16 protein-coding genes are annotated in these 19,338 nt (G+C 60.3%); 7 read left to right on the top strand and 9 right to left on the bottom strand.

Annotated elements, in window-relative coordinates:
* Window positions 1-13: 13 nt before the first annotated feature.
* Window positions 14-2,959 carry an HD domain-containing phosphohydrolase gene (locus tag ACIF4X_RS07500; RefSeq protein ID WP_397481606.1) on the top strand — a complete coding sequence of 982 codons (2,946 nt, stop codon included), beginning with the start codon at window positions 14-16 and terminating at the stop codon, window positions 2,957-2,959.
* On the opposite strand, the gene ACIF4X_RS07495 is transcribed toward ACIF4X_RS07500, so the two are convergent.
* Together ACIF4X_RS07495 and ACIF4X_RS07490 are read right to left on the bottom strand one after the other, a co-directional pair.
* Entirely contained in the window at window positions 2,960-3,442 is a 483-nt protein-coding gene (locus ACIF4X_RS07495; RefSeq protein ID WP_397481605.1) for a GAF domain-containing protein, read from the bottom strand.
* Entirely contained in the window at window positions 3,439-4,329 is an 891-nt protein-coding gene (locus ACIF4X_RS07490) for an ATP-binding protein (RefSeq protein WP_397481604.1), read from the bottom strand. The genes ACIF4X_RS07495 and ACIF4X_RS07490 overlap by 4 nt, the downstream gene beginning before the upstream one ends.
* Window positions 4,330-4,496: 167 nt before the next feature.
* Between ACIF4X_RS07490 and ACIF4X_RS07485 the strand changes: the two genes are divergently transcribed.
* A complete protein-coding gene (locus tag ACIF4X_RS07485; protein WP_397481603.1) occupies window positions 4,497-6,818 on the top strand; it encodes a response regulator in 2,322 nt (773 codons plus the stop codon).
* Here ACIF4X_RS07485 and ACIF4X_RS07480 read toward each other — a convergent pair.
* From ACIF4X_RS07480 to msrB, 3 genes are all read right to left on the bottom strand, one after another.
* Window positions 6,802-7,263 (bottom strand): MarR family winged helix-turn-helix transcriptional regulator, encoded by a 462-nt coding sequence (locus tag ACIF4X_RS07480; RefSeq protein WP_397481602.1) that lies wholly within the window; start codon window positions 7,261-7,263, stop codon window positions 6,802-6,804. The genes ACIF4X_RS07485 and ACIF4X_RS07480 overlap by 17 nt on opposite strands.
* A complete protein-coding gene (locus ACIF4X_RS07475) occupies window positions 7,260-7,745 on the bottom strand; it encodes a glutathione peroxidase (RefSeq protein WP_397481601.1) in 486 nt (161 codons plus the stop codon). Before ACIF4X_RS07475 ends, ACIF4X_RS07480 begins: the two co-directional genes overlap by 4 nt.
* Window positions 7,746-7,853: 108 nt before the next feature.
* The gene (gene msrB, locus ACIF4X_RS07470; protein ID WP_397481600.1) at window positions 7,854-8,249 is read right to left on the bottom strand and encodes a peptide-methionine (R)-S-oxide reductase MsrB; all 396 of its coding nucleotides are present in this window, start codon (window positions 8,247-8,249) and stop codon (window positions 7,854-7,856) included.
* Window positions 8,250-8,473: 224 nt separating this feature from the next.
* Between msrB and ACIF4X_RS07465 the strand changes: the two genes are divergently transcribed.
* Window positions 8,474-9,685, top strand: coding sequence for a pyridoxal phosphate-dependent aminotransferase (locus ACIF4X_RS07465; protein ID WP_007908620.1), 1,212 nt, complete (start codon window positions 8,474-8,476; stop codon window positions 9,683-9,685).
* Between the two features lie 303 nt (window positions 9,686-9,988).
* Window positions 9,989-10,876 carry a protease HtpX gene (gene htpX, locus ACIF4X_RS07460; protein ID WP_007908619.1) on the top strand — a complete coding sequence of 296 codons (888 nt, stop codon included), beginning with the start codon at window positions 9,989-9,991 and terminating at the stop codon, window positions 10,874-10,876.
* 204 nt (window positions 10,877-11,080) lie between these two features.
* Here htpX and ACIF4X_RS07455 read toward each other — a convergent pair whose 3' ends face one another.
* Complete coding sequence (locus tag ACIF4X_RS07455; RefSeq protein ID WP_397481599.1) at window positions 11,081-11,728, bottom strand: thiopurine S-methyltransferase; 648 nt, start codon at window positions 11,726-11,728, stop codon at window positions 11,081-11,083.
* A 103-nt stretch (window positions 11,729-11,831) separates the two neighbouring features.
* Between ACIF4X_RS07455 and ACIF4X_RS07450 the strand changes: the two genes are divergently transcribed.
* Complete coding sequence (locus tag ACIF4X_RS07450; RefSeq protein WP_397481598.1) at window positions 11,832-12,599, top strand: DODA-type extradiol aromatic ring-opening family dioxygenase; 768 nt, start codon at window positions 11,832-11,834, stop codon at window positions 12,597-12,599.
* A gap of 105 nt (window positions 12,600-12,704) precedes the next feature.
* Here the strand turns inward: ACIF4X_RS07450 and ACIF4X_RS07445 are convergent, their stop codons facing one another.
* Complete coding sequence (locus ACIF4X_RS07445; RefSeq protein WP_008088238.1) at window positions 12,705-14,378, bottom strand: DEAD/DEAH box helicase; 1,674 nt, start codon at window positions 14,376-14,378, stop codon at window positions 12,705-12,707.
* A 423-nt stretch (window positions 14,379-14,801) separates the two neighbouring features.
* On the opposite strand from ACIF4X_RS07445, the gene ACIF4X_RS07440 reads away from it, so the two are divergent.
* Entirely contained in the window at window positions 14,802-15,593 is a 792-nt protein-coding gene (locus ACIF4X_RS07440; RefSeq protein ID WP_397481597.1) for a crotonase/enoyl-CoA hydratase family protein, read from the top strand.
* Between the two features lie 132 nt (window positions 15,594-15,725).
* Here the strand turns inward: ACIF4X_RS07440 and ACIF4X_RS07435 are convergent, their stop codons facing one another.
* Window positions 15,726-16,481: a spermidine synthase gene (locus ACIF4X_RS07435; RefSeq protein ID WP_397481596.1), complete on the bottom strand. Its 756-nt coding sequence runs from the start codon at window positions 16,479-16,481 to the stop codon at window positions 15,726-15,728.
* A gap of 150 nt (window positions 16,482-16,631) precedes the next feature.
* On the opposite strand from ACIF4X_RS07435, the gene ACIF4X_RS07430 reads away from it, so the two are divergent.
* Window positions 16,632-17,978, top strand: a complete 1,347-nt coding sequence (locus tag ACIF4X_RS07430; protein ID WP_007964815.1) for a class II 3-deoxy-7-phosphoheptulonate synthase — start codon at window positions 16,632-16,634, stop codon at window positions 17,976-17,978.
* A gap of 98 nt (window positions 17,979-18,076) precedes the next feature.
* On the opposite strand, the gene ACIF4X_RS07425 is transcribed toward ACIF4X_RS07430, so the two are convergent.
* Window positions 18,077-19,303, bottom strand: coding sequence for a winged helix-turn-helix domain-containing protein (locus ACIF4X_RS07425; protein WP_397481595.1), 1,227 nt, complete (start codon window positions 19,301-19,303; stop codon window positions 18,077-18,079).
* Window positions 19,304-19,338 lie beyond the last annotated feature (35 nt).

The raw sequence follows: 19,338 nt of genomic DNA, 5'->3' as shown, positions 1-19,338 counted from the left end.
TGGAGAGCCAGAAATGCCCAGCCCACTGCGCCCGGAGCAACGCCGGTTTCCGCTGCATGTGCACATCAGCGTCATGTTCACCTTTTTGCTGCTGCTCACCGGGGTCGTGCTGGGCCTTTTCAATTACCACCAGACCACGCAGATCATCCTCTCGAGCAGCGAAAAACTGTTCGAGCGGATCGAACAGGATGTGCGCCTGGACATGGCGGCCACCTATCAGCCGATCCGCCACCTGCTGAGTTTGCTGGCGGACAACCCCGCCACTCAGGCCGCGCGCCTTGAACAACGCTTGCCCTTGCTCCGCCCCTTCAGCCAGTCGCTCACCGACAATCCCAACCTGGCGTCGCTGTATCTGGGTTATGCCAATGGCGACTTCTTCATGGTGCGTCCACTGCGCAGCGCTGCACTGAAAACGCTGCTCAAGGCCCCTGAAGCGGCGGCGTATCAGGTCTGGAGCATCGAGCATGACCCGCAGGGCGCGATGCACTCGCAGTCGTTGTTTTTCGATCTGGCACTGACACCGATAAGCCGTCAGGACAACCCAGGCGACAGCTACGATCCGCGCAGCCGAGCGTGGTTCACTCATGCACGTCAACAAGACGAACAAATCACCACCGAACCCTACGTGTTTTTTTCCACGCACAACGTCGGCACGACCCTGGCCCGGCGCAGCGGCGAGAACGCCGTCATCGGCGCGGACCTGACGCTGGTCGCCCTGTCCGCCGCGCTGAGTAAACATGTCGTCACACCCTCCACCGAGATAGCCCTGTTCGACGCCGAGGGCAACGCCGTGGCCTACCCCGACAGCCAGCGCCTGATTGTCGACGGCAGCACGGCCTCTCTGGCCAAAGCGGCGGACCTGAGTCCGGGCCTGCATACACTGTTGTCCGGCGCAGCCACGGGCAATCGCGTGGAAGCGGAGGGTCGCCACTGGATCGTCGCCCGCAGCAGCATTCAAGAGGGTGGCCCGAAAGGTTTGCAATTGGCGTTGCTGGTGCCGGAAGACGAGTTACTGGTCGATGCCTACCGTTTGCGCTGGCAAGGCGCGCTGATCACCCTGGCGACCCTGCTGCTATGCCTGCCGCTGGGCTGGGTGATTTCGCGAATTCTGGTCAAGCCGTTGCACGCGCTGGTCAGGGAAGCAGACGCCATCCGCAGTTTCGATTTCAATTTTCCGTTGGCACGCCGCTCGCCGGTGCTTGAAGTCGACCAATTGAGTGTGTCGATGGCGCGGATGAAGGACACCCTGGCGAGCTTTTTCCGGATCACCGACACCCTCGGCGCCGAAACCCGCTTCGCCCCGCTGCTGCAACGGGTGCTGTTCGAAACAGTGCAGATCGCCCAGGCGCAGGCAGGGTTGATCTATCTGCGTGAAAGCGACAGCAGCCGCATGGAGCCCTACGGACTGGTGATCGATGGCACGCCTCAGGCACTGGAAGCGTTCGACATTCAGGGCCACGACCTGCAACTGAACACAGGCCCGGCGTGGTTTGAACAATTGGTCGGCGCCAACAACGTGGTGAGCAACTTCGGCGTCGATCAGGCCGGGGATCTGCAGAAAGTCCTGCTGGCAATGCAATCGCCACGGGTCCATCTGATTGGCATTCGCCTGCACAACCGCCACGACGAAACCATCGGTCTGCTGATTCTGTTGGTGAGCGATAGTGGCACGGCAGCCGACCTGGAAAAGTTGCGCCCTGATCGCATCGCTTTCCTGCAGGCTGTCTCCGGCGCGGCGGCAGTGAGCATCGAGAGCCAGCGCCTGCAAGCCCGCCAGAAACAACTGCTCGACGCTTTCATTCAATTGCTCGCCGGCGCCATCGACGCCAAAAGCCCTTACACCGGCGGGCATTGTCAGCGCGTGCCAGAACTGACGCTGATGCTCGCCCAGGCTGCGGCGGCCAGCCAGGCACCCGCCTTCAGCGCCTATCAACCGAGCGAGGATGAATGGGAAGCCCTGCACATTGCCGCGTGGCTGCACGACTGCGGCAAGGTCACGACGCCGGAATATGTGGTCGACAAGGCCACCAAACTGGAAACCATCAACGACCGTATTCATGAAATCCGCACCCGTTTCGAAGTGCTCAAGCGTGATGCCTGGATCAGTTACTGGCAGGCGCGGGCCTTGGGCGGCGACGAGGGCGCACTGGCCGAGTTGCGCGACGCCACGCTGACAGCGCTGGACGATGATTTTGCGTTTGTCGCCCGCTGCAATCTGGGCAGTGAAGCAATGGCCGCAGCAGATCTGCAACGCCTCGATCATCTGGCCCGGCGCACCTGGCTGCGCACCCTTGATGATCGACTGGGTGTGTCGTGGGAAGAAAATCGGCGTCAGTCGCGCACGCCGGCACCGGGCTTGCCGGTCAGTGAAAAGCTTCTGGCAGACAAGCCCGAACACCTGCTCGAACGGGACCCGAACGAATTGATCCCCGAAGACAATCCATGGGGCTTCAAACTGGATGTGCCGCGCTACAAATACAATCGCGGCGAGCTGTACAACCTGAGTATCAGCCGCGGCACCCTGACCCGCGAAGAGCGTTACGTGATCAATCACCACATGGTGCAGACGATCATGATGCTCAGCCACCTGCCCTTCCCCGGCCACCTCGACAGCATTGCCGAGATCGCCGGCGGTCATCATGAAAAAATGGACGGCACCGGTTACCCGAAACGCCTGAAGCGTGAAGACATGAGCCTGCCGGCGCGGATGATGGCGATTGCCGATATCTTCGAGGCGCTGACCGCAGCCGACCGCCCGTACAAGAAAGCCAAAACCTTGAATGAAGCGTTGGCAATCATGGCGACGATGTGCCGCGAGGCGCACATTGATGCACAGCTGTTTGGTTTGTTCATCAACGAGGGCGTGTATATGCAGTACGCCATGCGCTTTCTCGATCCCGCGCAAATCGACAGCGTCGATTCGGCCAGCCTGTTGCACAAGGCTGGCCTCACCGCGTGATCAGCAGTCGGTCAGACGCAGGAAAATCGCCGCCAGTTGCTCGATACCGGCCTGATCCTGCGCGGTAAAACGCGACAGTTTCGGGCTGTCGAGGTCCAGTACACCGATCAGGCGCCCTTCCTTGACCAACGGCACAACCAGCTCGCTGTTCGAAGCGCTGTCACAGGCGATATGCCCCGGGAACGCGTGCACGTCTTCAACGCGCTGGGTTTGCCGAGTGGCCGCCGCCGCGCCACACACGCCACGGCCGAACGCAATGCGCACGCAGGCGATCTGCCCCTGGAACGGACCGAGCACCAGCTCTTCGTTGCGGTTGAGGTAAAAACCCGCCCAGTTCAGGTCATCGAGCTGGTTGAACAGGAACGCCGAAAACTGCGCGGCGTTGGCGATGAAATCGCGTTCGTCCGCCAGCAGCGATTCCAGTTGTGCGGCCAACATGCCATAGCCTTCGAGGCCCTGGCCGCTTTGTTGCAAATCAATCATGCCTTGTGCTCCAACAATTTCAGTCCCACCCAGTAACGGGCGAATTGGTACGCGCAACGTCCGTTGCGATTACCGCGGCCGGTGGCCCAACGCACGGCAAGGATGTCCAGTTCTTCGTCGCGCTGCCAGCTCAGGCCGGCCTTGGCCGCCAACTGGCCGATCCAGTGTTCGACGACGTTGAGGAAGTGTTCTTGGGTAAACGGGTAGAACGACAGCCACAGACCAAAACGGTCCGACAGCGCGATTTTGTCTTCAACGGCTTCGCTGGGATGCAGTTCGCCGTCGACGCGTTTCCAGTTTTCGTTGTCGCTTTCCTTCTCCGGCACCAAGTGGCGACGGTTGGAAGTGGCGTACAGCAAGACGTTGTCCGGGGCCTGCTCAAGCGAGCCGTCGAGCACGCTTTTAAGAACGCGATAATCGCCTTCACCGGATTCGAACGACAAGTCATCGCAAAACAGCACGAAACGCTGCGCCAGTTTGCCGATTTGCTCGACCACGCGCGGCAGATCCGCCAGGTGGTCACGCTCGATCTCGATCAGGCGCAGTCCTGCGGCAGCGTGTTCCGCCAGCAACGCGCGCACCAGCGACGACTTGCCGGTGCCGCGCGAGCCCCACAGCAGCGCATGGTTGGCCGGCATGCCATCGAGAAATTGCTGGGTGTTGCGCCCCAGTTGTTCGAGCTGACGGTCAACACCGATCAGGTCGGACAGACGCATGTCGAGGCTGACCTCCAGCGGCAACAGGTAGCCGCTGCGCCCGTCACGCTGCCAGCGCGCCGCCAGACAAGTGCCCCAGTCGATCACCGGCCGTGGTGCCGGCAACAACGGTTCGATCCGCGCCAGAACCGACTCGGCGCGTTCAAGAAAAGCATTCAATCGGGAATCCACGTCTTCTCCTCGGGCACGTTCACAGTGATGATGGCGATTGCTGTGACGACGTACAGATAAAAATCACCCTACCAAGCCTTGTTACAAGGCGATTCGGGAACCTCGGTATCCATACATGATCGACTATGCTTGAGCAGCGAAGGGAAACGGAAGTGGTTCAACACCCCATGGATATCAAATTCACCCACCGGCTGTCTTACAAGCAAGCCAGGCTTACTGTGCTGGTCGGGTTCATTCTGGGCACGCTGCTCAGCCTGCTGCAAATCGGCATCGATTATGCCAGTGAAGACGCCTCCATCAACCGTGAAATCCTGTCTTTGCTGGAAATCAGCCATAACCCGGCCTCACGGATTGCCTACAACATCGACGCCGAACTGGCGCAGGAACTGACCCTGGGCCTGTTGCGCTCACCGGCGATCATTTCTGCGCAACTGATCGACAACAACAATACGGTGCTGGCCAGCGTCAAACGCCCGGAACTGCAAAGCGGCTATCGGGTGATCAGCGACTTCCTGTTTGGCGCCAAGCGCCAATTCGAGGATCGTCTGTATCTGGATCATCTGCCCAACGAATCGCTGGGGGTCTTGAGCCTTGAGGTCGACACCTATGCCTTCGGCAGCCGTTTTCTGCGCCGGGCCGAGGTCACCCTGCTCAATGGGTTCGCGCGCAGCCTGATTCTCACCGGTATCCTCTTGGCGCTGTTCTACGTGATGCTGACCAAACCGCTGGTGCGGGTGATCCGCGAACTCAGTGGGCGCGACCCGCGCAGTGCCGAGCCGACTACGCTGGAATGTCCGTCCGGCCACGGCAACGATGAAATCGGCGTACTGGTCAAAGTCGCCAATCAGCAATTCGAGAACATTGCCACCGAGATTCAACAACGGCGCAACGCCGAAAACCGCCTGACCGACTACCTCGGGCAACTGGAAAACATCGTCTCGGCGCGCACCGCCGAACTCAAGGCAATCAACGCACGGCTCAGTCAGTCCAATCAGGAACTCGAAGTCGCCCGCAGCACCGCTCTGGAAATGGCCGAGGCCCGCTCGGCGTTCCTCGCCAACATGAGCCATGAGATCCGCACACCACTTAACGGCCTGCTGGGGATGATCGCGCTGTCACTCGACGGCCCGTTGAATGCCGAACAGCAGCAACAGCTGTCGATCGCCCACGATTCGGGCAAGGTGCTGGTCGAGTTGCTCAACGATATTCTCGACCTGTCGAAGTTCGATGCCGGACAACTGGAGCTCGAGCACATCCCGTTCGACCTTGGCTCCTTGATCGAAGACACTGCCAACCTGCTGTCGCAGAACGCCGCGCCGAGCGTCGAGCTGACCTGCCTGATCGATCCGCACTTCCCGGCACTGGTGCTGGGCGATCCGACTCGCGTTCGGCAGATCGTCAGCAACCTGCTGTCCAACGCGCTGAAATTCACCCGCTTCGGCCGGGTGGATGTGCGCTTGTCGACCGACAAGGATGGTGTGCGCATCGAAGTCTGCGACACCGGCATCGGTATCGCCCAGGACGCACAGCTGAAAATCTTTCAGCCGTTCACGCAGGCGGGCGCCGGCATCACTCGCCAGTACGGCGGCACCGGCCTGGGACTGGCGCTGACGTATAACCTCTGCGAAGCCATGCAGGGCCGCCTGACCATCAGTTCCGAGACCGGGTTCGGCAGTCAATTCTGTGCCGAGCTGCCACTGCCCTGTCATACCCGCGCACTGGCCCCTGCGCCCCTGCACGGCAAAGTCCTCGCTATCACTGCGGCCAGCAGCGGTCTGGCGGAACTGTTGCAGAGTCTGTTACCGGTCTGGGGCCTGACGTATGAGCAGCGCACCATCGATGACTCACTGATCGGCCTGACACCGGACGTGGTGATTACCGATTGTCCCGAGTGCCTGTTCGGCCTGCGCCCAACGCTCGGAGCGCCGATTTTGCTGGTGACCGCCTATGGCAGTTTTCTGCCGAGCGAAGAAGCAGCCGCGCTGGCGCCTCTGCAACAACAGGCGCGGCCGTTGGCGCGCAACGCGCTCTATCAGAACCTGCGGCGCACCCTGCAACCGGACGTCGTCGCCATCAATGATGCGCAACTTGAAACATCCCCTACCCTGAAACGCGGCCGGGTGTTGCTGGTCGAGGACAACCCGGTCAATCAACTGGTGGCCAAAGGCATGCTTGGCAAACTGGGCTGCGAAGTCATCGTCGCCGCCCATGGTGCCGAAGCGCTGGATCAACTGGAGTATCACGAATTCGATCTGGTGCTGATGGACTGCAACATGCCCGTCATGGACGGCTACGAAGCCAGCCGGCAGATTCGTCAGAGCGGGCGCTGGCCACACCTGCCCATCGTCGCCCTGACTGCCAACGCCATGTCCGAGGAACGCGAACGCTGTCGCGCCGCCGGCATGAGCGACTATCTGGCCAAGCCATTCCGCCGTGAGGAACTGGCGGCATTGCTCGATCAATGGATCCCGACTACGACAGCGCTTTGATCTGCCCCAACAAGTGATCGAGGCCATCACGCAAGTCATTGAGGCGGTCCAGATCCACCCCGCTGTCGCACAGCAGACGGGACTTGAGCGGCCCGACCTGCTCGCGCAAGGCTTGGCCGGCCGGTGTCAGGCTCAGGTGCACTTCCCGTTCGTCACGCGTCGAACGCTGACGCTGCACCCATTGCAACTGCTCCAGACGCTTGAGCAACGGCGTCAGCGTGCCCGAATCAAGTGCCAGGCGTTCGCCCAAGGCCTTGACGGTCGGTTGCTCCGGCGCAGCGTCCTGCCATTCCCACAACACCAGCATCGCCAGATACTGCGGGTAGGTCAGACCGAGCTGATCGAGCATCGGCTTGTAGGCCCGAATCACCGCCCGGGAGGCGGCGTACAGCTTGAAGCACAACTGGTTGTCGAGCTTCAACGAGTCGACCGGCAGGCTGTTCATTTGAGCAGGGCTTCGATCTCGCGGCTCAAGTCCTGCGGCTTGGTCGCCGGGGCGAAGCGCTTGACCAACTCGCCGTCCTTGCCGATGAGGAATTTGGTGAAGTTCCACTTGATGCCTTGCGAACCGAGTACGCCCGGCGCGCGTTTCTTCAACTGCACGAACAGGGGATGAGCGCCGGCGCCGTTGACTTCGATCTTCTTGAACAGTGGAAAGCTGACGCCGAAGTTCAGCTCGCAGAATTCGCTGATCGCCCCTTCGTTACCCGGTTCCTGCTTGCCGAACTGATTGCACGGAAAGCCCAAGACCACCAGGCCCTGATCCTTGTAGGTCTGCCACAGCTCTTCGAGGCCCTTGTATTGCGGGGTGAAGCCGCACTTGCTCGCGGTGTTGACCACCAGAACCGCTTTGCCGGCGAAATCAGCCAGAGTCTTTTGTTCACCTTTGATCGTGGTGCAGGGGATGTTCAGCAGGTTGTCGCTCATGGGACGGGCTCCGCGGACTGTCGGGAAAGGGCAAACATAGCGAGCAATTAAATTGTGTGCAATTTAATAATTCAAAAACAAGGCGACCCGAAGGTCGCCCTTATTCGCTTATTCGCGTGGTACCAGTTCCAGACACACCGAATTGATGCAATAACGCAGACCGGTCGGCGGCGGACCATCGGGGAACACATGACCCAGATGCGCATCACAGCGCGCGCATTTCACTTCCGTGCGGATCATGCCGTGCGTGGTATCACGGATTTCGGTCATGGCGCTTTCGCCGATCGGCGCGTAGAAGCTCGGCCAGCCACAGCCGGAATCGAATTTGGTCGTGGAATCGAACAGCGGCTCATTGCAGCAGACACAGTGATAAACGCCGTCGGTTTCGGTCGCGTTGTATTTGCCGGAGAACGGTCGCTCGGTGGCACTGAGGCGGCAAACCTCGTACTGCTGCGGATCGAGCATGGCTTTCCATTCTTCCAGGGTTTTTTCCAACTTTTCCATCATCACACCTCAGCGGCTGAAAAAGCCCGATCTGTACCTTTTCCACGGATCGGGCGGCACGTATGATTGCGCCTCGTCACGCACCAGTCTGGCAGCCAGACCGGGCGCATTCAAACGGATTATGGGAGCCACGGCTCAAGACGTCCGCCTGTGTGAAGACGCAGGAATCCCAGCACGGTTGTCCATCCGCCGCCTGGATCGTTCATTTTCGGGATCACATCGCCATGCAGTTCAGCAAATCGAACAAGCTCGCCAACGTCTGCTACGACATTCGCGGCCCGGTGCTCAAGCACGCCAAACGACTGGAAGAGGAAGGCCAGCGCATCCTCAAGCTGAACATCGGCAACCCGGCGCCGTTTGGTTTCGAAGCGCCGGACGAAATTCTGCAGGATGTGATCCGCAACCTGCCGACCGCGCAAGGCTACAGCGACTCCAAAGGCCTGTTCAGCGCGCGTAAAGCGGTGATGCAGTACTACCAGCAGAAGAATGTCGAAGGTGTCGGCATCGAAGACATCTACCTGGGCAACGGCGTTTCCGAACTGATCGTGATGTCACTGCAGGCGCTGCTCAATAACGGCGACGAAGTGCTGGTACCAGCCCCGGACTATCCGCTGTGGACTGCCGCCGTCAGCCTCGCCGGCGGTAACGCCGTGCATTACCTGTGCGACGAAGGCGCCGACTGGTTCCCGGATCTGGCCGACATCAAGGCCAAGATCACCCCGAACACCAAAGCCATGGTGATCATCAACCCGAACAACCCGACCGGCGCGGTGTATTCGAAGGAAGTGTTGCTGGGCATGCTCGAAATCGCCCGTGCGCACAATCTCGTGGTGTTCTCCGACGAGATCTACGACAAGATTCTGTACGACGATGCCGTGCACATCTGCACCGCGTCGTTGGCCCCGGACCTCCTCTGCCTGACCTTCAACGGTCTGTCGAAGTCGTACCGCGTGGCGGGTTTCCGTTCCGGCTGGATCGCCATTTCCGGGCCGAAGCACAATGCGCAGAGCTACATCGAAGGCATCGACATGCTGGCCAACATGCGTCTGTGTGCCAACGTGCCGAGCCAGCACGCGATCCAGACCGCACTGGGCGGCTACCAGAGCATCAATGATCTGGTGCTGCCGCAGGGTCGCCTGCTGGAACAGCGCAACCGCACCTGGGAATTGCTCAACGACATCCCGGGCGTGAGCTGCGTGAAGCCGATGGGCGCGCTGTATGCGTTCCCGAAAATCGACCCAAAAGTCTGCCCGATCCACAACGACGAGAAATTCGTTCTCGACCTGCTGCTCTCCGAGAAGCTGCTGGTGGTCCAGGGTACGGCCTTCAACTGGCCGTGGCCGGATCACTTCCGCGTGGTCACTCTGCCCCGTGTCGATGATCTGGAAATGGCCATCGGCCGTATCGGCAACTTCCTCAAGTCCTACCGCCAGTAACTGGCCAGCAGTGCGCAACGGCCAAACGTTGCGCACTGTCTGATTCAGCAACACTTCTACGTTTCACGTCCGCGCACGCCTTCTACACTTGCGATTCGTACCGTTCACCTGCGTCCAGCGTAATGGCGACGGGTCGCGGCTGGCCGTCATCCCTATCAGTTTCTGTCGTGGGAAATGTGCCGAGCACCGAAGAATCCGCTGTAGGACACAGTTTGAAATAGTCACTCAGTTGAATAGCCCGGTGCAGCACCTTATATACCCCGCAGTACGCTACATCTTTAGCTTGAGGAGATTTCTACAACCATGATGCGCATCCTGCTGTTTTTGGCCACTAACCTGGCGGTCGTGCTGATAGCCAGCATCACCCTGAGCCTGTTCGGCTTCAACGGGTTCATGGCGGCCAACGGGGTTGATCTCGACCTTAGTCAGCTGCTGGTTTTCTGTGCAGTCTTTGGTTTCGCCGGCTCGCTGTTCTCGCTGTTCATCTCCAAGTGGATGGCGAAGATGAGCACCGGCACCCAGATCATCAGCCAGCCACGTACCCGGCATGAGCAATGGCTGCTGCAAACCGTCGAGCAACTGTCCCGCGAAGCCGGGATCAAGATGCCCGAAGTCGGTATTTTCCCGGCCTACGAAGCAAACGCCTTCGCCACTGGCTGGAACAAGAACGACGCGCTGGTCGCGGTCAGCCAGGGCCTGCTCGAGCGTTTCTCGCCTGATGAAGTGAAAGCCGTGCTGGCCCATGAAATCGGCCACGTCGCCAACGGCGACATGGTCACGCTGGCGCTGATTCAAGGCGTGGTGAACACCTTTGTGATGTTCTTTGCGCGGATCATCGGCAATTTCGTCGACAAGGTGATCTTCAAGAATGAAGAAGGCCAGGGCATCGCCTACTACGTGGCGACCATCTTCGCCGAACTGGTACTGGGCATTCTCGCCAGTGCAATCGTCATGTGGTTCTCGCGCAAGCGCGAATTCCGTGCCGACGAAGCCGGCGCACGCCTGGCCGGCACCAGCGCAATGATCGGCGCACTGCAACGCCTGCGCGCCGAACAGGGCCTGCCGGTGCACATGCCGGACACCCTGAACGCCTTTGGCATCAACGGTGGCATCAAACAGGGCTTCGCCCGCATGTTCATGAGCCACCCGCCGCTGGAAGAGCGTATCGACGCGCTGCGTCGTCGCGGTTGATTCGACCGGTGTAACAAAGAAAAAGGCCCGCTGTGATGCGGGCCTTTTTTTGCCTTGATTAATTGGGTGTTCCTGATGGCCCCATCGCTGGCAAGCCAGCTCCCACAAAGGGCTGCGGTGTATTGAAAATCGAGAGAACACAACACGACACAACCCTGTGGGAGCTGGCTTGCCAGCGATGAGGTCAGCGCTATCGGCACAGAACTATCGGCTGGAAACCCGGTAAACCCGTTCCTCCAACCGCGTCACACCCGCCTGCAGGAACTTCCAGCTCTCACCCAGCACATCTTGCGTCTCCAGTTCCTGCACCTGCCAGAGATCCCCCAACACACTCTTTACCTCATCATCCCCCACCGCAAACGGCGGCCCCGGCATCTGCGCCTGATCGTAATCCAGCGTAATCAACAATCCCTGCACACCCTGCGGCAGAATGTGCTGAAGATGCGCCGCATAACGCTCACGCATCGGCCCGGGCAAGGCAATCAGCGCGGCACGGTCGTACAACGCCGTGCAATCGGCCACATCGCTCGCCGCCAGCGCAAAGAAATCGCCGCACCACAACTCGAGGGCGTCACCACGATAAACCTTGAATGCGCCCTTCTCGCTGATCTGCGGCTCAATCTGATGCTCGTTGAAAAAGTCCTCAATGGCCTTTTCCGACAGTTCGATCCCGAGCACCCGATGACCGCGCCCGGCCAGCCACGCCAAATCCAGACTTTTCCCACACAAAGGCACGAGCACTCGCGCCGTTTCGGGGGCCGCCCAGTGCCGTTGCAGGTACGGATTCACCTCCGGCAGATGAAAACCGATCTGGCCGGAAGCCCACTTCTTGTGCCAAAACTCAGGCTGCATGCATCACTCCCAATAATTCGATCAAAAAGCGTTAAAACTTATATTAGATTTAGATCAATGATCTGACTGAAGATGAGGTCATCTTAACGCTCAGGAACCCATCATGTTTCCCAGCCTGTTTATTTCCCACGGGTCACCCATGCTGGCACTGGAACCCGGCGCCAGTGGCCCGGCGCTGGCGCGTCTGGTCGCCGAATTACCGAAGCCCAAAGCCATCGTGATTGTTTCTGCGCATTGGGAAAGCCACGAGTTGCTGGTCAGCAGTAATGCGCAACCGGAAACCTGGCACGACTTCGGCGGCTTTCCGCGTGCGTTGTTTGAAGTGCAGTATCCGGCGTCGGGCAATCCGCAACTGGCTGCCCAAGTGGCTGATTTGCTGACTGCCAATAACCTGCCTGCGCGCCTCGATCCGCAACGCCCTTTCGATCATGGGGTGTGGGTGCCGTTGTCGCTGATGTACCCGCAGGCGGATATTCCAGTGGTGCAGGTTTCGCTGCCGAGTCACGCTGGCGCGGCGTTGCAAACCCGGGTTGGCCGAGCACTGGCGAGCCTGCGCGATCAGGACATTTTGCTGATCGGCTCCGGCAGCATCACCCACAACCTGCGCGAACTGGACTGGCACGCCGGCCCGGAGAGTGTTGAGCCGTGGGCGCGGGATTTCCGTGACTGGGTGATCGAGAAGTTGGCGGCTGATGATGAGGCCGCGCTGCATGATTACCGCCAGCAGGCGCCGAATGCAGTGCGCAGCCATCCAAGCGATGAGCATTTGTTGCCGCTGTATTTTGCCCGGGGTGCGGGCGGTGAGTTCAGCGTGGCGCACAAGGGCTTCACGATGGGTGCGCTGGGCATGGATATCTACCGTTTCGGTTGACGCCCTCGCGAGCAGGCTCGCTCTCACAAAGGCAAACAGCAGGCAAAAAAAATCCCCGAACCAGTCGGGGATTTTTTATGTGCGATCAATCAGCCCAGAGGCGGATCAATCTTCGCGGTAGCGACGCAGTTTCAGCTGCTTACCGGCAACGCGAGTGTCCTTCAGTTTGGTCAGGAGTTTGTCCAGACCATCTTCCGGCAGCTCGACGAGGCTGAAGCTGTCACGCACCTGGATGCGACCGATTGCTTCACGGGCCAGACCGCCTTCGTTGAGGATGGCGCCCAGCAGGTTTTTCGCAGCGATACCGTCACGCGCGCCCAGCGCGGTACGGCAACGAGCACGGCCTTCGCCCAAAGGCATTGGCGCGCGACGCTCGCGGTCACCACGATCAGGACGATCACCGGTGCGCTCAGGACGGTCGCCACGCGGTGCGTTGTTCGGCACCAGTGGACGTTCCTTCTCGATGGCAGCCAGGTTCAGCGCTTGACCGTTGGTGGCTTTGCGCAGCAGCGCAGCAGCCAGAGCACGCGGGGTGCAGCCGATGTCTGCAGTCAGACGATCGAGCAGCTCACCGTGAGTCGACTCGGCATCAGCGACCAGCGGCGACAGGCTGTTGGTCAGTTTCTTGATGCGTGCATCGAGAACGGCTTGAGCGTCCGGCAGGCGTACTTCGGCAACTTTCTGACCGGTTACACGCTCGATCACTTGCAGCATGCGGCGCTCACGCGGAGTCACCAGCAGCAGTGCACGACCTTCGCGACCGGCACGGCCGGTACGGCCGATACGGTGAACGTAGGATTCCGGATCGTACGGCATGTCAACGTTGAACACGTGAGTGATGCGCGGAACGTCCAGACCACGAGCAGCAACGTCGGTCGCAACAACGATGTCCAGACGGCCATCTTTCAGCGAGTCGATGACGCGCTCACGCTGGTTCTGGGCGATGTCACCGTTCAGCGCCGCGGCTTTGTAGCCTTTGGCGTCGAGGGCACTTGCCAGATCCAGGGTCGCTTGCTTGGTGCGTACGAACATGATCAGGGCGTCGAAATCTTCCACTTCCAGCAAGCTGAGAACGGCCGAAGTCTTCTGGTCAGCGTGAACCAACAGGTGAGCCTGTTCGATCGCGGTAACGGTCTGGGTCTTGGTCTGGATCTTCACGTGTTGCGGATCGCGCAGATGGCGTTCGGCAATGGCGCGGATCGACTGCGGCAGGGTAGCCGAGAACAAAACGGTCTGACGGGTCGCTGGCAGAGCCTTGAAGATGACTTCCAGGTCATCCATGAAGCCCAGTTTCAACATTTCGTCAGCTTCGTCGAGAACCAGGTGGTTCACGGTCGACAGCACTTTTTCGTCACGACGCAGGTGGTCGCACAGACGACCCGGAGTGGCGACAACGATCTGTGCGCCATTACGGATTGCTTTCAGTTGCGGGCCCATCGGCGCGCCGCCGTAAACGGCCACAACAGTAACGCCCGGCATTTGCTTGGCGTAGGTTTCGAAAGCGGTTGCTACTTGCAGCGCCAACTCACGAGTTGGCGCCAGGATCAGGGCTTGCGGTTCGCGCTTGGCAGGATCGATGCGGTGCAGAATAGGCAGTGCGAACGCGGCGGTTTTACCGGTACCGGTTTGCGCCTGGCCAATCATGTCCTGGCCGGCCATGATGATCGGGATCGATTGCTGCTGAATCGCCGAAGGCTCTTCGTAGCCGGTCGCTGCGACGGCTGCAAGAATATTCGGGTTAAGATTAAAAGCGGCGAATCCGCCGGTTTCCTGGGTCATGGGTCTGCCTCTAAGTGCATCCGCAAAGACCCATGCTCCAAAGCTGCGCATGCCGTGTTGAGACTCAAGAGTCGCCCTGGCAGCTTTGTCGGCGGGGATTTGCGAAAACGAATGAATGAAAAAAAGAATCGTCCGGGAAGAGCCCGCAATGCGGACGTGCAGCCGAAGCTGACTTCGGGAAATTGCGCTACCTAAACGCGGCCCGGTTAAAGGCCGGCGCGCACTATACCGGATTTTGCCTAAAAAGGGAGCTTTTTTTATCGCCAAAATACCTGTGTCACCGCTGTGTAACGGGGTTTTGCGGATAATCGCGCCAAGGTCTATTTTTCAAAGGCCCGGCCCTGCGGGCGATGACGCTTAAACGATTCATCGACATGCGGCATTCCGCCGCTGCACCCGCCCTTCCTGCCCGAGGATCCAGCCATGAATCAGCCCTGCCCCGGCCGCGTCAGCCGTGAACGCCGTGGTCACGTCCACCTGATCGGCCTTGATCGAGCGGCCAAGCGCAATGCTTTCGACCTCGACCTGCTGAATGACCTGAGCCTGGCCTATGGCGAGTTCGAGGCCGACAGCGAGGCGCGGGTAGCGGTGGTGTTCGGGCATGGCGAACACTTTACCGCGGGTCTGGATCTGGTGAATGCCAGCGGCGCACTCGCCCAGGGTTGGCAGGTTCCGACCGGCGGTTGCGATCCATGGGGTGTTTTCGTCGGACCACGGGTGAGCAAACCGGTGATTGTCGCCGCGCAAGGTTATTGCCTGACCATTGGTATCGAGTTGATGCTGGCCGCCGACATTAACCTGTGCGCGAGCAATACCCGTTTCGCGCAAATGGAAGTGCAGCGTGGGATCTTTCCTTTTGGTGGTGCGACTTTACGTTTTCAGCAGATCGCTGGATGGGGCAACGCGATGCGCTGGTTGCTGACCGGCGATGAGTTTGATGCGCACGATGCGTTGCACCTGGGGTTGGTGCAGGAAGTCATGGCCAGCGAGGATCTGATGCCGAGGGCGATTGAGTTGGCTGAGCGCATTGCCCGGCAGGCGCCGTTGGGCGTGCAGGCGACGTTGATGTCGGCGCGGCAGGCACGATATGAGGGTGAGACGGCGGCGGCGCAGGGGTTGCCGGCGTTGGTGAAGAAGTTGTTGGCGAGTGAGGATGCCAAAGAAGGAGTGCTCTCGATGGTGGAGCGGCGACCTGGCATTTTCAAAGGGATCTGAAAAGTTTGGCGCCTGTAATGACGCCATCGCTGGCAAGCCAGCTCCCACAATGACTGAGTCGTTCACACATTTTGCGTACAGCGCGAACCCTGTGGGAGCTGGCTTGCCAGCGAAGAGGCCGTCACTGACGGCTCAAGTCGCCGGGCGAATCGCATTGATCAACGACTGCAACGAATACCCCAATTTCGGCGCCAGCGCTTCAGCCCGGGCCGTCAGTGCCTGCATGTCCAGCTCCTGATCGAGATCCGCCGGCACCAGCAGAATCACATTGCCCTCCTTCACCGGCAGCTCCCAGTAATGCCGGTGATAGAGCCCGCGCAACAAAGCCGCGCCCAATGGCTGGCCATCATCCGTGGCCCATTGATTGATCACCAACCAGCCACCCGGATTCAAACGCTTCTGGCAGTCGCCGAGAAACCCCCACGCCAGATGCCCGACACCCGGGCCGACATCGGTATACAGGTCGACGAAGATCAGATCCGCCGGCTCAGCCGTCGGCAGCAGTTCGAGGGCGTCACCGACGCGAATGTACAGCCGCGGATCATCATCCAGCCCAAGGTATTCGATGGCCAGGCGCGGCACGTCCGGGCGCAGTTCAATGGCTTCGACGTCTTCCAATGGCAGAAACTTGAGGCAGGCCTGCGTCAGCGTACCGGCGCCGAGCCCGAGGAACAGCGCACTCTCCGGCTGTTCATGGCACAACGCACCGATCAGCATCGCGCGGGTGTAGTCGTATTCCAGCCAGCTAGGATCAGCCGTGAACACGCAGCTTTGCTCGATCGCATCGCCGAACTCGAGAAAGCGATAATCGGCCACTTCCAGCACGCGAATCACGCCGAACTCATCCTGTACTTCGGCGAGCAGATGCTCGACGCGCTCCTCAGTCATTTCGTCTCCTGATGGTCACCGGGCGCGGTGACGCGATGGCACCGCTGTGGTGCCGTGGCAAAGCGGCGATTGTCGGCGATGGGGCGGGAGCAGGTCACGCACTAATTGCTGCTAACATGGCCTTCCGTGCGTAGACCCCTAGAGACCGTGATGAGCCAACCGTGGAGCCCTGACAGCTGGCGTGCCCTGCCGATCCAGCAACAACCCCAATACCCCGACGCCGCGCACTTGCGCCAGGTCGAGCAAACCCTGGCCAGTTATCCACCACTGGTGTTTGCCGGTGAAGCGCGCGAACTGCGTCGGCAGTTTGCCGAAGTCACGCAGGGTCGGGCATTCCTGCTGCAGGGCGGCGATTGCGCGGAAAGCTTTGCCGAGTTCTCCGCGGCGAAGATTCGCGACACCTTTAAAGTGTTGCTGCAAATGGCGATCGTCATGACCTTCGCCGCCGGTTGCCCGGTGGTCAAGGTCGGGCGCATGGCCGGTCAGTTCGCCAAACCGCGTTCGGCCAACGACGAGACCATCGACGGCGTGACCCTGCCGGCTTATCGCGGCGACATCGTCAACGGCATCGGTTTCGACGAGAAAAGCCGCGTACCGGATCCGGAACGTCTGCTGCAGTCCTATCACCAGTCCACTGCGACACTGAACCTGCTGCGCGCGTTCGCTCAAGGCGGTTTTGCCGACCTGCATCAGGTGCACAAGTGGAACCTCGACTTCATCGCCAACTCGGCGCTGGCCGAGAAGTACAGCCACTTGGCCGACCGCATCGATGAGACCCTGGCGTTCATGCGCGCCTGCGGCATGGACAGCTCGCCGCAACTGCGCGAAACCAGTTTCTTCACCGCCCACGAAGCGTTGCTGCTGAACTACGAAGAAGCCTTCGTGCGCCGCGACAGTCTGACCAACGACTACTACGATTGCTCGGCGCACATGCTGTGGATCGGCGACCGCACCCGTCAGCTCGACGGCGCCCACGTCGAATTCCTCCGTGGCGTGAACAACCCGATCGGCGTGAAAGTCGGCCCGAGCATGAACCCGGATGATCTGATCCGCCTGATTGATGTGCTCAACCCGGACAACGATCCAGGGCGCCTCAACCTGATCGCGCGGATGGGTGCGAACAAGGTTGGCGATCACCTGCCGGCGCTGATCCGCGCGGTGCAGCGTGAAGGCAAGCAGGTGCTGTGGAGTTCCGACCCGATGCACGGCAACACCATCAAGGCCAGCAGCGGCTACAAGACCCGCGACTTTGCGCAGATTCTTGGCGAGGTTAAGCAATTCTTCCAGGTGCATGAGGCTGAAGGCACTTATGCCGGCGGCATTCACATCGAGATGACCGGGCAAAACGTCACCGAGTGCATCGGTGGCGCGCGGCCGATTACTGAAGACGGCTTGTCGGATCGCTATCACACGCATTGTGATCCACGGATGAATGCCGATCAGTCGCTGGAGCTGGCATTTTTGATTGCCGAAACCCTCAAACAAGTTCGCCGTTAAACCGCGTCGCCTCCTTCGCGAGCAGGCTCGCTCCCACACTGGATTTGTGTCGTTCGCATATCCCATGTGGGAGCGAGCCTGCTCGCGAAGAGGCCGGCTCAGACACCGTCAATCTCTGCCAACGCCACCCGCAACCGCGCCGCACTCTCGCGCTGACAATTCAACTGCACTCGCGCCAGCCCCAGCCAATCCGCCATCCGCCGCAAATTCACGGCCAGCGCCAACATCCCCTCCTCATCCAGCCCCGGCTCTTCCTCGTGCACCGCATGCACCGCCAACTGCCCCGCCGCCCGCTCGGCACGCAGATCAACCCGCGCAGCAATCCGCTCGTTGTGCAGAAACGGCAACACGTAATAGCCGTAGACCCGCTTGTCCTGCGGCGTATAAATTTCCAGCCGATAGCGAAAATCGAACAAACGCTCAGTGCGGCTGCGTTCCCAGATCAACGAATCGAAGGGCGACAACAACGCACTGGCCGCCACCTTGCGCGGGACTTTCGGCTCCCGCAGGCAATAGGCGATTTGCCGCCAACCGGAGACTTCGCACATCTGCAACTGCCCGGCCTCAACCAGTTCCGCCAGACGCGGACGCGCATCCGCCGGGTTCAAGCGAAAGTAATCACGCAGGTCTTTTTCAGTGCCGACGCCCAGTGCCTGTACCGCATGCAACAACAGCCCGCGCTGCGCTTCGGCTTCATCAGGCAACGCTTGTTGCAGGATCGCCGAAGGAATCACCCGCTCCGGCAAATCATACAAACGCTCAAAACCACGACGCCCCGCCACCGTTACCTCGCCAGCCGCAAATAACCACTCCAGCGCATGCTTTTCCGCGCTCCAGTCCCACCACGGTCCGGCCTTGTCTTCGCGAGTCGACAGGCTGCCGGCACCCAACGCGCCCTGCTCTTCAACCGAACTCAACACCCGGCGAACCACGTCCTGCTGCTCGCGACCGAATTTCGCCAGTTGCTGATAGATATCCTCGCCGCGCCTGGCGCGCTGCATGCGCCACGCCATCAACGGATACATCGACAGCGGCAGCAACGACGCTTCATGTCCCCAGTATTCAAAAAGCGTACGACGTCGCCCCGAACTCCAGGCAGCCTGGTCGAGCAAGTCGGAAGAATAGGAACCCAGACGGGAAAACAGCGGCAGGTAGTGCGAGCGCACCACGGCGTTGACGGAGTCGATTTGCAGCAGGCCCAGCCGTTCGATCAGCCGGTTGACGTGAGCGGCTTTGACAGCCGGCGGCTGGCGCCCGTTGAAGCCTTGGGCCGCCAGCGCCAGTCGTCGCGCCTGTTTGAGGGAAAAGGATACTGTTGCGGGCATGAGCATCTCCTTGTCTGCTCGCAACCTACCTCACT

Origin of the sequence: Pseudomonas sp. NPDC085632 (assembly GCF_044541255.1) — a bacterium.
GTDB lineage: Bacteria > Pseudomonadota > Gammaproteobacteria > Pseudomonadales > Pseudomonadaceae > Aquipseudomonas.
This window is presented reverse-complemented; position numbering and strand designations above follow the sequence as displayed.